This is a genomic window from Chryseobacterium bernardetii (assembly GCF_003815975.1).
In the GTDB taxonomy this organism is placed as follows: domain Bacteria; phylum Bacteroidota; class Bacteroidia; order Flavobacteriales; family Weeksellaceae; genus Chryseobacterium; species Chryseobacterium bernardetii.
Window position 1 is genome coordinate 772,981 of record NZ_CP033932.1, and the last position, 16,417, is coordinate 789,397.

The 16,417-nt window shown below is 39.0% G+C and carries 9 protein-coding genes and 2 rRNA genes; 6 read left to right on the plus strand and 5 right to left on the minus strand.

Going from position 1 to position 16,417, the window contains the following annotated elements:
• Positions 1–17 precede the first annotated feature (17 nt).
• The 6 genes from EG339_RS03705 to EG339_RS03730 all read left to right on the plus strand — a co-directional run bounded on the left by EG339_RS03705 (position 18) and on the right by EG339_RS03730 (position 7,871).
• Positions 18–2,360 carry a phosphocholine-specific phospholipase C gene (locus EG339_RS03705; RefSeq protein ID WP_123868921.1) on the plus strand — a complete coding sequence of 781 codons (2,343 nt, stop codon included), beginning with the start codon at positions 18–20 and terminating at the stop codon, positions 2,358–2,360.
• A 185-nt stretch (positions 2,361–2,545) separates the two neighbouring features.
• Entirely contained in the window at positions 2,546–3,124 is a 579-nt protein-coding gene (locus tag EG339_RS03710) for a hypothetical protein (protein WP_123868922.1), read from the plus strand.
• A 133-nt stretch (positions 3,125–3,257) separates the two neighbouring features.
• Complete coding sequence (locus EG339_RS03715) at positions 3,258–4,022, plus strand: WxL protein host-binding domain-containing protein (RefSeq protein WP_228459701.1); 765 nt, start codon at positions 3,258–3,260, stop codon at positions 4,020–4,022.
• On the plus strand, positions 4,015–6,759 hold the full coding sequence (locus EG339_RS03720) for a COG1470 family protein (protein WP_123868923.1): 2,745 nt from the start codon (positions 4,015–4,017) through the stop codon (positions 6,757–6,759). The genes EG339_RS03715 and EG339_RS03720 overlap by 8 nt, the downstream gene beginning before the upstream one ends.
• 3 nt (positions 6,760–6,762) lie before the next feature.
• A complete protein-coding gene (locus EG339_RS03725) occupies positions 6,763–7,284 on the plus strand; it encodes a hypothetical protein (RefSeq protein ID WP_123868924.1) in 522 nt (173 codons plus the stop codon).
• A gap of 62 nt (positions 7,285–7,346) precedes the next feature.
• Complete coding sequence (locus tag EG339_RS03730) at positions 7,347–7,871, plus strand: hypothetical protein (RefSeq protein WP_123868925.1); 525 nt, start codon at positions 7,347–7,349, stop codon at positions 7,869–7,871.
• A gap of 59 nt (positions 7,872–7,930) precedes the next feature.
• On the opposite strand, the gene EG339_RS03735 is transcribed toward EG339_RS03730, so the two are convergent.
• The 5 genes from EG339_RS03735 to EG339_RS03750 all read right to left on the minus strand — a co-directional run bounded on the left by EG339_RS03735 (position 7,931) and on the right by EG339_RS03750 (position 16,288).
• Complete coding sequence (locus tag EG339_RS03735; protein WP_123868926.1) at positions 7,931–9,826, minus strand: SusD/RagB family nutrient-binding outer membrane lipoprotein; 1,896 nt, start codon at positions 9,824–9,826, stop codon at positions 7,931–7,933.
• Between the two features lie 16 nt (positions 9,827–9,842).
• Positions 9,843–12,749 (minus strand): SusC/RagA family TonB-linked outer membrane protein, encoded by a 2,907-nt coding sequence (locus EG339_RS03740; RefSeq protein ID WP_123868927.1) that lies wholly within the window; start codon positions 12,747–12,749, stop codon positions 9,843–9,845.
• Between the two features lie 301 nt (positions 12,750–13,050).
• Positions 13,051–13,215, minus strand: a complete 165-nt coding sequence (locus EG339_RS24120) for a hypothetical protein (protein WP_164466409.1) — start codon at positions 13,213–13,215, stop codon at positions 13,051–13,053.
• A gap of 31 nt (positions 13,216–13,246) precedes the next feature.
• Positions 13,247–13,354, minus strand: a 5S ribosomal RNA gene (gene rrf, locus EG339_RS03745).
• Between the two features lie 179 nt (positions 13,355–13,533).
• Positions 13,534–16,288 (minus strand): 23S ribosomal RNA (locus tag EG339_RS03750).
• Positions 16,289–16,417: the final 129 nt, after the last annotated feature.

Sequence of the window (16,417 nt, forward strand, 5' to 3'; positions counted from 1 at the left end):
TCTTATTACGACAGATCATGAACAGAAGAGAATTTTTAGAAAAATCGAGTATTTTATTGGCCGGATTGGGAACCTCAAGCGTTTTACACCCGGCTATCTTAAAGGCTTTGGCTATAGATCCGGCTGCACAGTCCACTTTTTATGATGCAGAGCATGTTGTTATTCTGATGCAGGAAAACCGTTCTTTCGATCATGCTTTTGGGGCTCTTAAAGGAGTTCGCGGGTTTCTGGATAAAAGGACTTTTATTAAACAGGATGGCCATTCTGCCTTTTTCCAAAAAGATAAAACCGGAAAATACGCAGCGCCGGCCCGTCTGGATCTGAGGAATACCAAATCAACATGGATGAGCTCTCTTCCGCATTCCTGGGAAAACCAGCAGCAGGCGTTCAATAAAGGGAAATACGACCAATGGCTTCAGGCAAAAGCTTCGGGTAATGAAAACTATAAAAATATTCCACTTACCTTAGGATATTACAATCGTGAAGACCTTCCGTTCTACTATCAGCTTGCAGATGCTTTTACCATATTTGACCAGTATTTTTGTTCGTCTATGACGGGAACCACGCCCAACAGGCTTTTCCATTGGTCCGGAACCTTAAGGGAGCAGCAAAACGGTAAATCAAAAGCAAATGTAGTAAATGATGATATTGACTATGATAAAGCCAGACAGGCCAAATGGAAGAGTTTTCCTGAAATTTTAGAAGAGCAGAATGTTTCATGGCGTATTTATCAGAATGAGATCAGTCTTCCAAAAGGCTTATCAGGAGAGCAGGAAGCATGGTTAAGTAATTTTACAGATAATCCGATTGAATGGTTTTCAAAATATAATGTGAAGTTTTCAAAAGGATATTATGAACATATTCCTAAAATGATTGCTTCACTGAAGCAGGAAATCCTTAAAAAACCCGATCAGAAAGAAAGGCTGGAAGCTATTATTGCGGAATTAATTGAAGATCAGGTAAAATACCATCCGGATAATTATTCAAAACTTTCTCAACAGGAGAAAAACCTTCATGAAAAGGCCTTTACTACCAATGCTAATGATCCGGACTACCACAGTCTGGAAATTGGAAAAGATGAACACGGAGAAAGATTGGTTGTTCCGAAGGGCGACGTATTATTCCAGTTCCGTAAGGATGTGGAAGAAAAAAAACTTCCGTTGGTTTCCTGGCTGGTAGCTCCCGAGCACTTCTCAGATCATCCGGGATCGCCCTGGTATGGCGCCTGGTATATTTCTGAGGTTTTAAATATCCTGACGAAAGACCCTGAAATGTGGAAAAAAACGATTTTCATTATCAATTATGATGAAAATGATGGTTATTTCGATCACGTCATTCCTTTTGCCCCACCATTGAATCCAAGCCAGCCGGTTGATATCAATGGAAAAAGCGGAGTGGAGTATGTGAGCAAGGACCAGGAATATATGTCTGATCCTACTTTAAAAGAGTATGAGAAAACGGAAGGAACAATAGGGCTTGGCTACAGAGTACCGATGATTATTGCGTCCCCATGGACGAAGGGCGGTTTCGTAAATTCTGAAGTTTCAGATCATACTTCCGTATTGCAGTTCCTGGAGAAGTTCATCATGAAGAAATTCAATAAAAATGTTCATCTAGACAATATCAGCGAATGGAGAAGGGCAATCTGCGGTGATCTTACCTCAGCTTTTAATGCTTCTAATGTTAAGGCGCCACAAATGGATTACCTGGATCAGAAGGATTATACAAAAACCATCAATGCAGCTAAAAATAAACCTGTTCCTCAATTAAAATGGTATACCGAGAATGAGCTGAAGAATGATTTGCTTGATATCCAGGAAAAAGGGATAAAGCCTTCCAACCCGCTTCCCTACAACTTTCATGTGAACCTGGAAGGAGGAAAAATAAAAATGACCAACCTGAAAGAAAATGGTGTTCCGCTTCACCTTTACGACAGAACCCAGATGAACAGCAATAATTATTATTTCTCTTATGCTTTATACTCCGGAAAAGAACTCTCTCACTCGGTTACATTATCAGAAAACTATGATTATGAGGTTTTCGGCCCGAATGGTTTTTTCAGGAAGTTTAAAGGGAAAAGCACTCCAGCAACGGAGGTTATTCTTATTAATAATACTTCAAACAATCAGGTTGAGCTGATCATTAAGAATGGTAAAAAAGGAAATATTACACTTGAAAACCTTTATACAAAAAGTAAAAAAATAATACCTCTTCAGAAATCGGAAGAGAAAATAGTGATTAACCTTGCCTCATATAAAGGCTGGTATGATCTGAAAATAACATCAGAAGAACATAGCTGGCATTTTGCAGGAAGAATAGAAACAGGTAAAGTTTCTGTTTCAGATCCACATTGGGCGTAGAGTTATTCTTGATAAAACATTATAAATCCTGTACAATCGTATAGGATTTTTTATGTACGAAATATGAAATATTTTTCAATTATATACCATTACGAAAGCGAAATAAGCAACAATATGAAATTTATCATATATTTATTTCATAGTTTGTTGATTTTTATTACTTTCACTTAACTAATATTAAGATCATGAATAAATTAAAATTAACGGTTGCAATGTCTCTATTTGCAGCTGCCATATCCGGAAATGTAAATGCACAGGATACCAATACAGATGGTCACACCATTACCATTTCTATCCCTGAGGTTGCTTTGGTAGATATTGAACCTGCTGCTACAAAAAATATCACATTAGGATTTACCGCTCCTACAGAAGCTGGAAGTCCTATTATCCCAAGTGCAGCCAACAATACTTTATGGCTTAATTATTCTTCCATCAAATCTGACGCAGATCCTTCCCGCAATGTAAGTGTAAAACTTAATGCGGTAATTCCAGGAGTAGATGTACATGTAACAGCCGCTGCTGCTACGGGCTCAGGAGGAGGTACTTTAGGAACTTCTGCAGGCCTTTTAACATTGAGTGCTACTGACCAGACAATTATTTCCGGTATCGGAAGCGCTTATACAGGAAACGGTACTAATAACGGCCACAACCTCACCTATGCACTTGTAGCAGGAAGCGGGCCTGGCGGTGTAGCCAATTATGCAGATTTACTGGCAACAGCAACTACTTCAGCTACTGTTACCTATACAATATCTGATAATTAAAATTTAATTCAATTCTGTATTTATAAAATAAGGAGAAATTGCGTTTCAGTTTCTTCCTGTTTTTATATTATTAATGATAAACCACCAACTTGATATGATGATAAAGCGTATACTTTTATTAATCACATTGATTTTGCAGTTCAGTTTTTTACATGCTGGCATTGTGGTTCTTAATGGACTTACGCATTCCTACAAAATAGAAAACGGAAAAGTTTACAAAGGAAAAATTGCTATTGAAAATACAGGAAACACTCCGCAAAGTGTAAAATTATTTTTACAGGACTTCACCTATCATGCAGATGGAACCATTAATTATACTGCGTTGCATTCCCATAAGAGGACCAATGGAGATTGGATAAAACTCAACACCAATCTGGTAACCTTGAAAGGTAAAGAAAAGACAGAAATCTTTTATGAAGTTACCGTACCTGACCGGGCATTAGATCCCGGCAGTTACTGGAGTGTTATTATTGTAGAACCTGTAGAGGATATAAAACCCAGCGACAAACAACCCGGAGTAAGCATTACCTCTGTGATACGATATGCTATCCAGGTCATTACAGATTACGATACCGAAAAGGCCAAGCCGGACCTTAGATTCGAAAATATCAAAGTAGAAAAAGAAGAAGGAAAACAAACGGTAAAAGTAGCGATTGCCAACAATGGAAATCTTTATTGTAAATCAACCGCATCTATTGAAATCTATAACCGCAAAACAGGAGAGAAAGTTGGGACTTTTTCTAGCTTAAAAATGGGGCTGCTGCCTTCTACTTCTAAAACCTTCTACATTGATATCAGTAAAGTACCTCCCGCTCAGTACAAAGCTACGGTTATAGCAACGGATGAAGACGAGAACGCTTTTGCGCTCAATGTGGAATTAGAAGTAAAAAATGATTAAAACCTGGACTTTATTTATCTTTATATTCTTCCCGTTATTTGCATTATCTCAGCAGCAATCACCCCGATTGATCAGTAAAAAAGATAGCTTAATGCCGGGAATGTCTACTTCTATTCCCTTCAGCCTGCAAAATAATTCTCAGGAAAATAAAGTTTATGATATTTCAGTTACCACGTCAAGTTCTTATATCATTCCTATTTTAGAAAAAGGAGAACTTCAGATCCCATCACAGGAAACTTCAGTATATCTTGTTCCTTTACGTATTTCAGCAGAAACTACACAGGGAGAATATTCTGTCACATTAAATATTGCTGACCGTTCTAGTGGACTGTCTTTCACAAAAACGTCTTATATCACCATTTCTCCAAACCGGAAACTTTCCCTTACAGCCCTCGATTCTCCGGAATTTATAAGGGCAGGGGAAACTATTTATGCTTCTTTTCTCTTAAAAAATAATGGCAACATAACGGAACATCTTATTCTGGAAAGTAAAAATTCAATCATAGATCATGATTCTTCCATGATTCTGGGGCCTAACAAAGCAAAAACAATAACCATACATAAGACCACGAATCCGGAATTGGGGCAGAATGAATACCAAAACCTAAATCTTTCGGTATACTCAAAAGACAATCCTAAAGAACACCAAACGGTTTACATAAGTACGCAGGTTATATCCGTAAAGCCTGCCAATCAGGATATCTATCACAGACTTCCCGTAGTGGCATCTTTATCCTTCGTCGGAATGAAAAATATGGGAGTATATAACGATGGTTTTCAGGGTGAAATCTATGGTAAGGGTACACTGGATAAGGAAAATAAAAATCAGATTGAATTTCATGCAGCAACCCACAACCCTATAGAGCTAAATACTTTTACACAGTACGAAGAATATTTCCTGAACTATAAAAGAGATAATCTGTTTATTCACTTAGGTGATAAAACATATTCTTCTTCATACTTAACGGAGTTTGCCAGATATGGCCGTGGCGCAGAAATCCGGTATAATTTTAACAAGCTGAGTATAGGTGGTTTTTATAACCGTCCAAGATTTTTCAGGGATATTAAGGATGAGTTTAACATCTATTCCGCATTGAAAATTCGTAAAGAGTCTGAAATCTCAGTTGGCTATCTGTATAAAATGCCCATGAGAGAAGAATCTATTTCCACAAATATAGGTTTAAACTCTGAAGCACATCTTCCCTATACTAAAGGAAAGTTCAAAGTTTCAAAAAATATTAATATTTCCGGGGAATTTGCTTACAGCACAATAAAAAGAGCAGAAGGGACAGCTTATATGGCACAGGCTGAGGTAAATTTTGATAAACTCAACGGAAATTTAGCCTATATGAAGGCAAGCCCTCAGTTTGCGGGATATTTTACCAATACCCATACTTTAAGCGGATATCTGCAATACAGGCTGACTAAGAGAATAAGTGTTCTTGCCAATTATATGCAGGATGCTAAAAACTTTCAGAGAGATACCTTATTTCTGGCAGCTCCTTACAGAAAGTTTCTGCAATACGGGATACAGTATAAATATCTGGCCAAAGGCTCTATACTCATCAACCATGGTTTTCAGAAGTACCAGGACCGTTTAGAACCTAAACAGTTTGATTACTATGAACGTTTCTTCAGAGTGAGTGTAGATCAGCGTATCGGAATATTCCAGATCAATCTTGAAGGGCAGTTTGGAAATACGGATAATTATCTGACGGGGTTTAACGGTCATTCAAGTTTGTATGCAGCTAATCTTTCATTCGAAAAGTTCAGGACTTTTTTTAGCCTCTTTGGAAGTTATGCTGTCACTTCAAGATATCAATTGCAAAATCAAAAACAATTTTATTACGGAGCAAGGGTGTTCAGTAAGTTCTCTGAAAAAACCAGTGTAAGCATATTTTATCAGAACAATTATATTCCTGAAGAATATTTCAAAGACAGGAATTTATTTGAATTCCTGTTTCATCAGCAGTTATTCCCCGGAAATGAACTTGATCTTTCAGGGAGATACTCATTACAAAGAGGACAAATAGGAGATAAAGATTTTATATTTTCAGTGCGTTATACATGGCGGCCTAATATTCCGGTACAGAAAACGGCCCAATATACTTCCTTATCCGGAAATGTTGGTAACCTTGGTATAAAAAAAACAGATGGGATAAGATTAATGCTGGGTAATTATTTGTCGGTTACTGATAAGGATGGAAATTATATATTTAAAAATGTAATTCCAGGCAATTATTTCCTCGAAATAGACCGTTCAACTACTGCCATCAATGATATTCCTACCGTCGTATTTCCGGCAGCGGTTTCTCTTATTAATGAAGAAAACATTTTTAATTTCGGGCTTACTACAGCCGCCAAAGTACAGGGGTATATTCGGCTTTCTGAAACAGAGGAAAAAAGCTTGCCGGATATTGAAACGATCCAATTTAAAAAAGGGAGAAATAAAAGAGAGAGCATCATTATAGAAGCCATTAGTAATGATCAGACGTATCGTAAAGTCTGTTTTATAGAAGAAGATTTTGACTTCACTTATCTCAGGCCAGGAGACTGGACTATTAAGCTTTACAGAAACGGCCTTGATAAGAGGTATAAAATTTTAAACGACAAGTTCCAGTTTACATTAAAACCTTCAGAGGTAAAAAAAATAGACATTCAGATTGTTAAACAACAGATAGAAATTAAATATCAACAGGAATCCTTAAGAGTAGGATATAATAAAATAAAAAAATAAGAAATGATTCAGAAACATTCCCTATTATTCGCATCTTTTATTTTGTCCGGCTTATTATATTCTCAGACTAATGTTACATTAACCTTACCCGTAGTGACTTTAATGGATATAGAACCTGCCGGAAGTATCGCTTTAAACTTTACAGCACCAACTGAGGCAGGAAACCCTCTTGCCAACCCGGTACCCAACACCACAAAATGGATTAACTATACTTCTGCCATTGCTTCCGGAGGACTTGCCAGAAGAATTACCGCAGCTGTTAACCCGGTTATTCCCAGTTTGAATATCAGACTGCAGGCAGCTGCAGCATCCGGAGCTGGTGGGGGTACACTGGGGACATCCTCAGGACAGGTTATACTTACTGCTACACCAATTACCATCATAAACGGAATTGGAGGTGCCTATACTGGCAACGGAGTCAATAATGGACATAATCTTACAATATCTCTGGTTCCTAATACCTACTCAGGTTTATCAGCAAAAGCCAATAATACGGTAACCATTACTTATACCATTACAGAATAAAATGTAGTATGAAAATGAATTGTCAATTTGTTAGAAAAGCCTGGATAAAAAGATCTGTCTATATGATCCTTTTATTTATTGGCAGCTGCATGGAAGCACAGGTTATAAATGTTTCCGGAAACTGGAATGCAACTATACCGCCAATTACCGAAGCAGGGAGTAATTATGCAGGAACTTATGATAATTCCGGGAGTACCGGCACTAATCAGATAATACTATCCGGAACATTACCAGGATCTTTTCTTAATTTGCTTTCAAGCTCCGGTGCCAAAATGACCATGCGTTATACTCCTAATCCCTGGAATAATTCTCTCACCCTTTCTGCTAAAAGAACCGGAGGAACTACAACTATAAATGGCGTCTGTCTCTTCTGTACCTCCGCTATTAATGGCGGAACTACGTATATCCCAATATCCCAGACATCTGATACAACACTTTTAACGTTTAACTTTACTGGTGTTTTAGGGCTAAATAATAGCGTAGCTTTTGCGGATATTAACTTAATACTGCAGTTAGCCGGTGTTTCTGTAACGGTCCCTGCAAACACATACAGTGCAAGAATCGTTTTTACCATCGTTGCAAATTAATGTAACAATCAAAAAAAACCTTTCCAAAATTTGAAAAGGCTTTTTTAAAACATAACAATTTAGTGTTTTGCCCACCAAAGAGGAGTAAGTACAGCATCTTGTCCTCCCAGTAACTGTACAGCTTTTGTATAGCCATCCTGGTCAGTATTCCTAAAGGTGCTTGGGTATCTCAACCTTTGAGGGAAGTTCTGAATAGAATTGGTCATATAATTTCCTGAATTCAGATTAGGTAAATTAACCAACGGGGTTTCTATTGCAGGGTTTTCAAAGAAAGGCAATCCCAATCGTCTTTGATCACTCCATGATTCTAACGGAAGCCACGGCATATTGGCAATATACTTTTGGGTAATGATTTTTGTAAGCTTATCGTTCTTCACTGAACCGTTTTTGTAAATCGTGTTTACCGGATACTTAATCTCAACAGAAATCATATTTCCTGTAGCGGGATCTTTATAGTTCATTGTATGGCTTGTTCCCGGCTCCGTTACATGTGTATAAGCTACAGAAGTTCCGTCACGGTTATAATCCGTTGAAGCAATATACTGAGTATAGAATTGTGATACCCCGTTGTACGCAAAACTATCCTGAATTCCTTTATTATAAGCTGCCACATCACTCATAGGCACAGACCATCCTTTCAGCGCGGCTTCAGCCAATAGGAAATAAGTTTCCCAGCTTGCAAAGAATATTCTAAAGTTTTTACCTTCTCTATATTGCTTTCCTAAAGCGGGCATACATCCAATAACTCCTCTTAATCCGTTTCTCTGGCCTTTTACACCCCAGTTCCCAATTGTAGTTGTATTCCAGGTATTTACTGTATTGATTGTAACTTTAGAACCATTAGCAAAGGTCAGATCACCATGATTGGTAGTGGCCTGGCTGGTATAAGTAGGATAAAGTGAATAAATCGGGTTTGTAATATCTCCCGGAATATAAAATGTTTTATAAGCCCTTGGATCAATCTTATTTGGAAGCCCATCCAACCAATATCCGGCACTTGGGTCGTTGGTCATTGTAGAGAATTGCTCATCATATTTTATACCGATATAATCGGAAGCTTTTACTGCTGTATGCTGTGCAGCCGGCAATTGATCCGTAGAATTGATTCCTCCCAAGCCAATATACAGGTTATTGAGTGTTGCAGATAAAATCTGAGAATTCCACTCTCGCGACATTACCCCTGATAAAGGATTCCAGCCTGTATCTTCCTTTACCTTGAAGTTATCATCACTCGTACTGATGAACATATTGGAATTGGCAGCATTTTCAAATTCAGCTTTTGCTTTTGCCGGATCTACTTCTGATATTCTCATGGCAATTCTCATCCTCATAGAGTTGGCATACTTTACCCACTGGCTCCATTTAAATCCATATACCATATCATAAGCATTAGGGTTAGAAGGAGCAGGCTGGTTCACATCCATTTTAGCAGCTGCATCCTTCAGCTCATCTAAAATAAAATAATACACCTCTTTTTCAGAATTAAAGTCAGGATTTATTTTTTTAAAAGCCTGAATAGGCTGTGGACCAAAGTTATCAGAAAATTCACTCATTAAATAAGCCCTCCAGATTCGGGCTACCTGAATCAGATTATCATAGTAAGGTTTCCCCTGGCCTACTGCTTTCTTTTCATTGGCAATTTCAATAGTTGCATTGGCATTATTCAGCCATTCTGAAATTCCTTTCCAGTATTCTACAGTCCAGGAGTCATCATAAGAGCCACCCGCAATTCCTGTGGTCAGGTGCTGTCTTGCTGCAGTTTTCCAGTAAAGGACGAAAGTACGTTCTGCAATATTGGGATCCTGTTGAGCCCCTAAAATAGAATTATTTAAAAAATATTCCGGTTCCGCCTTATTGATATCCACGGAGAACGGATCATTATTCATGTCTTCGAAATCACTGCATGATGTACAAACTACAGCCAATGCAATGAAGGATAAAATATATTTTTTCATGATGATAATATTGATATTAAAAGCCTAATGTAATAGTGAATAAATAGGATCTGGTGGTTGGAAATGAAAGATTTTCAAATCCCACAGCATTCGAATTGATAGCAAATACAGATTCAGGGTCAATACCTTTTGCTTTGCTATACAGCATCCATACATTATTGGCGGTGAAAGCAACTTTAGCACTCTGAAGTGCAAATTTCTGGAATAAACTTTTAGGGAAGCTATAGGATACCTGAATATTTCTTAATCTGATATTGGTTGCATCATAAATATTCTGTTCAGTAATCCCTAGGTTTCCTGTTGTTACAGCTGCCCAATAATCCTGTTGTGTAATTTCTTTTGTATTGGATACATATCCTCCTCCAGATTGCTGAACTACTGCATCAAGTACAAAATTGTCACGTTTTCCTCCCGGTGCAGTATCTGCTGCAAGCCCTGCTTTTTGTAATGCCGATTGTGTTGCCGAATAAAATTTTCCGCCAATACGTCCATCAATCTGAAAAGAAAGCCCAATATTTTTATAGCTGAAACTATTGGTAAGCCCAAATAACATTCGCGGACTTTGATCTCCTAAATAATACTGATCTGGAGTTGCCTGGGGCAATCCGTTTGCTCCTACAATCAGTTTTCCAAAATTAGGATTATTAGGATCTTCTACTCTTAAAAATTTTGTCCCATAAATAACTCCAAAAGGTTTTCCTACTTCTGCAAAAAAGGTAACATTATCATAACCTCCCAATGGATATTTCGAAATAGAACCATAAAGTTCTTTTACCTCACTTTTTAACTTTGAAAAATTAGCATTTACATTCCAGTTAAAGTTCTCATTTTTAAAAATATCGGTGTTCAAAGCCACTTCAATTCCACTATTTTGAAGTTTTCCTCCATTAACTTTCTTATCCTCATACCCTGAAAGAGGATTCATAGGTAAATTAATTAATTGTTTTGTTGCTGTATTAACAAAATAACTTACATCCAGAGAAACTCTGTTAAAAAACTTAAGATCAGCCCCTACTTCAAAAGTCTTTAATTTTTCAGCTTGTACATTGGCATCATATAGAGTTCTCAACCTGCCCAGAACAGCATGTCCTGTAGGATCGGCTGCAAGTTTATAAGTATTGTATAATTCATAAGGATTTAATCCGTTGCCAGTTACCGCATACGCAGCACGGAGTTTGGCAAAAGTTAATACTTTAGAAGTTGTTCCATTGAGTTTGTTTAACATGTCCGTTACAACCAAAGACGTGCTTATTGCAGGATAAGAATAGTGCCTATTTTCTACACTTAAGGTTGAAGACCAGTCATTCCTGAACGTAGCGTTAATAAACCAATATCCGTCATAATTAATTTCCAAAGCAGCAAAAACGGAGTTAATCTTTTTCCAAAGATCAACCTCATTATTAGCAATACCTGCAAGATCACTGGTATTGGTTACACTAAAGACATTGGGTACAATTAAATTTTGAGTACTAAAATAAAGAGCTTTAGTTCTTGTCTCCATTAGTTGTCCGTACAATGCAAGAGAACCACCCCATTTTCCAAATAAATTATCTTTTTTAGCAGTAAGGTTTGCTATATAATTGTTCTCATAAAACTTCTCTTCACTGGTAGCATAAGAATTTCTTCGTGAGGAACCTGTCCATACTCTGGCATCTGCATTTAAAGCATAAAAATCAGTTCCAAGCCTTACATCTGCACTCAACCAGTCATTAAACTGGTATTTAAGATAGCTATTCAATAATACACGGTCCTTTTTATCAGCATTAAGACTGTTGTATGCTGACCAGTAAGGATTGATCCCATTGGGGGTAATCCAATTTGATTTGATATTATTTTGTGTTTGTCCTTCACGATAATCACGGATATCAATATTTTGCGGCATAAGAAGAATATTAGAGTAATAATTACCGTCTCCTCTTCCACCAGCAGGTCTATTCTTGGCTTTACTGCTAATGTATTGTACTTTTACCTCAGATGTCCATCTTTTTTCTTTTCCAAAAACAGAGTTCATTTTAGCCATGAAGTTGAATCTCTCAAATTTGGAATTTGGAATCTGGCTATTATCATTTAAATAGTTAATAGACGTATATAAGCTGGTTCCTTCTCCCAGGTTTTCCTGAAAATTTAAAGTATGCTGGGAATTGATCCCCGTTTTAAAGAAATTACCCAGATTATCATATCGTTTCATATTAGCACTTTCCAATGCAGGTCCCCATGAACTTGTATTTTCACTATTAGCAGGATTTACAACACCATTTTGTCCCAAGCCAAAACCAGTCTGCATATCTGGTTTCATAAAGATAGTTTCAAAGCATAAATTGGTGGAATAAGTAATTCCTAAGCCTCCTTTTTTCTTACCTGTTTTAGTGGTAATCAGAATAACTCCGTTTCCACCTCGGGAGCCATACAAGGCAGAGGCTGCACCTCCTTTAAGAACAGAGATACTTTCTATGTCTTCAGCATTAATATCATTAAGCCCATTTCCCATATCCAGATCCGGATTCCAAAAATCATTATTGAAGTAACCATTATTCTGTTTGGCTTTAACCCCCATACCGTTACTTAAAGGAACTCCATCTACTACAATCAGAGGCTGGCTATCTCCTGTAAGAGAGTTAAATCCTCTTAAATTAATTCTAGATGATGATGCCGGGCCAAAACCACCTTTAATCACCTGCATGCCGGCTACTTTACCAACTAAGGCATTAGTAACATTCGTTTCTTTAGCATCAACGAGTGCCTGGCCTTTCACATCCTGAAAAGAATATCCTAAACTCTTCTTTTCTTTTTTAACTCCATAGGCGGTTACAACAACTTCATCAATTTTTCCAACCTTAGTAGAATCTGTCTTCTGTGCAGACAATTCAGTAAAGCAAAAAAATAAAGATGAAAGAACCCCTACTTTAATGATCATTCTATTCATAATTATATTTAATGTTAACAACCAAATATAATATTTTAACACTATTTAATAACTTACTACTAAAAATAAGGCATAAACATTAAAATATCATTGATACAATTGAAGTTATGGTTCTGTATTTTGAAAAAAATATCCAATTTTAATGGAAACAGTTGCCTACTTTGATGTTAAATACAACTGTGAACAATAAGATTCGAATAATTTATAAAATAAACTCGTTTGTCTTTTTTTGAAGTTTCAATAAAAAAAAATGATGATATTGATTAGATTCTTAAAGCATCAAAGACTTGATATAATCAATTTAAACGGTAAGCCTGCCAGGAGAATATCCGGATAAAATAAGGGTGGAAGGATCGGAGATAATGGTATACAGGGTAAATGAACCTGGTAAAGAGTTTCCTTTGATATTGGGGTTGGTTTGGGTATTATACTCTTGGGTATGGCACAAAAAAAAATCCTTTATCACAATGATAAAGGATTTTTAAAAATAAAATAAAAACTGGCGGCGGCCTACTCTCCCGCGTTAGCAGTACCATCGGCGCTGGTGGGCTTAACTTCTGTGTTCGGAATGGGAACAGGTGAGCCCCACCGCTAAAACCACCCTAAAGAAGGTATATATTGTAAAATGTCGGTTGTAATATGTACAAGGTATTTATATCATACTTCTTACATTCTATATTTTACAAGTTTTAAGCGATAAAAACTTTCACAAAGACAAAACCTTTACTGCGCATAAAGTACTTGTCATATTTATTATATTATAATTTTAGATTTAGCAACCATAGGCTATAAATCTACGGGTAATTAGTACTACTCGGCTATGACATTACTGTCTTTACACCTGTAGCCTATCAACGTCGTCATCTACAACGACCCTTAAAAGATGTCTCATCTTGAGGCGAGTTTCGCACTTATATGCTTTCAGTGCTTATCTCTTCCAAACGTAGCTACTCAGCGGTGCACCTGGCGGTACAACTGATACACCAGAGGTTTGTTCAATTCGGTCCTCTCGTACTAGAATCAAGCCCTCTCAAACATCTAACGCCCGCAATAGATAGAGACCGAACTGTCTCACGACGTTCTGAACCCAGCTCGCGTGCCACTTTAATGGGCGAACAGCCCAACCCTTGGGACCTTCTCCAGCCCCAGGATGTGACGAGCCGACATCGAGGTGCCGAACCTCCCCGTCGATGTGAGCTCTTGGGGGAGACTAGCCTGTTATCCCCGGAGTACCTTTTATCCTATGAGCGATGGCCCTTCCATACGGAACCACCGGATCACTATGTCCTGCTTTCGCACCTGATCGACTTGTAGGTCTCACAGTCAAGCACCCTTATGCCATTACACTCTACGCACGGTTACCAAGCGTGCTGAGGGTACCTTTGAAAGCCTCCGTTACTCTTTTGGAGGCGACCACCCCAGTCAAACTACCCACCACGCAATGTCCTTCTGAAAGAAGTTAGGCTCCAAGTAAGTAAAGGGTGGTATTTCAACGACGGCTCCACAAACACTAGCGTGCCTGCTTCAAAGCCTCCCACCTATCCTACACATTACTTACTCAAAGTCAATACGAAGTTATAGTAAAGGTTCACAGGGTCTTTTCGTCCCATTGCGGGTAATCGGCATCTTCACCGATACTACAATTTCACCGAGCTCGTGGCTGAGACAGTGCCCAGATCGTTACACCATTCGTGCAGGTCGGAACTTACCCGACAAGGAATTTCGCTACCTTAGGACCGTTATAGTTACGGCCGCCGTTTACTGGGGCTTCAGTTAATGCCTTCGGTTTAACCCTAAGCACCTTCCTTAACCTTCCAGCACCGGGCAGGTGTCAGACCCTATACAGCATCTTTCGATTTAGCAGAGTCCTGTGTTTTTGATAAACAGTCGCCTGGGCCTCTTCACTGCGGCCACCATTGCTGATGGCGTCTCTTCTTCCGAAGTTACGAGACTATTTTGCCTAGTTCCTTAGCCACGACTCACTCGAGCACCTTAGGATTCTCTCCTCGACCACCTGTGTCGGTTTTGGTACGGGTTGCTTCACTTCGGCTTTTCTTGGATCAGATTACTCTACAGCAGCTTCGCCCGAAGGCTAGGCCTTGACTATTCCGTCAGTCTCCAGCAGATACATCCAACCGTCCCCTTTTATTGTGAGCAAGTCAGGGAATATTAACCCTGTGTCCATCCACTACCCCTTTCGGGTTCGCGTTAGGTCCCGACTAACCCTCAGCTGATTAGCATGGCTGAGGAAGCCTTGGTCTTTCGGTGAGCAGGTTTCTCGCCTGCTTTATCGTTACTTATGCCTACATTTTCTTTTCTATCCGCTCCACAATACCTCACAGTACTGCTTCGGCGCAAATAGAATGCTCTCCTACCAGATGTACAATGTACAAATCCATAGCTTCGGTAATATGTTTATGCCCGATTATTATCCATGCCGGACCGCTCGACTAGTGAGCTGTTACGCACTCTTTAAATGAATGGCTGCTTCCAAGCCAACATCCTAGCTGTCAATGCAGTCCAACCGCGTTGCTTCAACTTAACATATATTTGGGGACCTTAGCTGTTGGTCTGGGTTCTTTCCCTCTCGGACATGGACCTTAGCACCCATGCCCTCACTGCCGCACAACATTTATTAGCATTCGGAGTTTGTCAGGAATTGGTAGGCGGTGAAACCCCCGCATCCAATCAGTAGCTCTACCTCTAATAAACTTTTTTGCGACGCTGCACCTAAATGCATTTCGGAGAGTACGAGCTATCTCCCAGTTTGATTGGCCTTTCACCCCTACCCACAGGTCATCCGAAGACTTTTCAACGTCAACCGGTTCGGTCCTCCACTCTGTGTTACCAGAGCTTCAACCTGCCCATGGGTAGATCACAAGGTTTCGCGTCTAATCCTACTAACTCAGCGCCCTATTCAGACTCGCTTTCGCTCCGGCTCCGGTACTTAATACCTTAACCTCGCTAGTAAAATTAACTCGTAGGCTCATTATGCAAAAGGCACGCCGTCACAGCTTTACGCTGCTCCGACCGCTTGTAGGCGTACGGTTTCAGGTTCTATTTCACCCTTCTATTCGAAGTGCTTTTCACCTTTCCTTCACAGTACTTGTTCACTATCGGTCTTTCAGGAGTATTTAGCCTTGGAGGATGGTCCCCCCATATTCAGACAGGATTTCACGTGTCCCGCCCTACTCATTTATCACTCAAATATGCCTTTCATATACGGGGCTATCACCCTCTATGGCTGTTCTTTCCAGAACATTCTATTAAACATATAAAAGCTTTTGGGCTAATCCGCTTTCGCTCGCCACTACTTACGGAATCTCTTCGATTTCTTTTCCTCCGGGTACTTAGATGTTTCAGTTCTCCGGGTTTGCTCCTCCTAAGAGGTGACATGTCTTCAACATGCCGGGTTGCCCCATTCGGACATCTGCGGATCTATTCGTGTGTGCCAATCCCCGCAGCTTTTCGCAGCTTACCACGTCCTTCGTCGCCTCTGAAAGCCTAGGCATCCGCCATACGCCCTTAACGATTTCTTTCCTATTTTTGGTTACTCAAGCGCTTTATGCGCTCGGTTTTCTCTTTGTGATGTCTTTACCGTTAATGTCAATGATCTTAAATCTATTTCTGATTTAATTCGCAAATATTGTTTTTGGCTCTATTTGCTT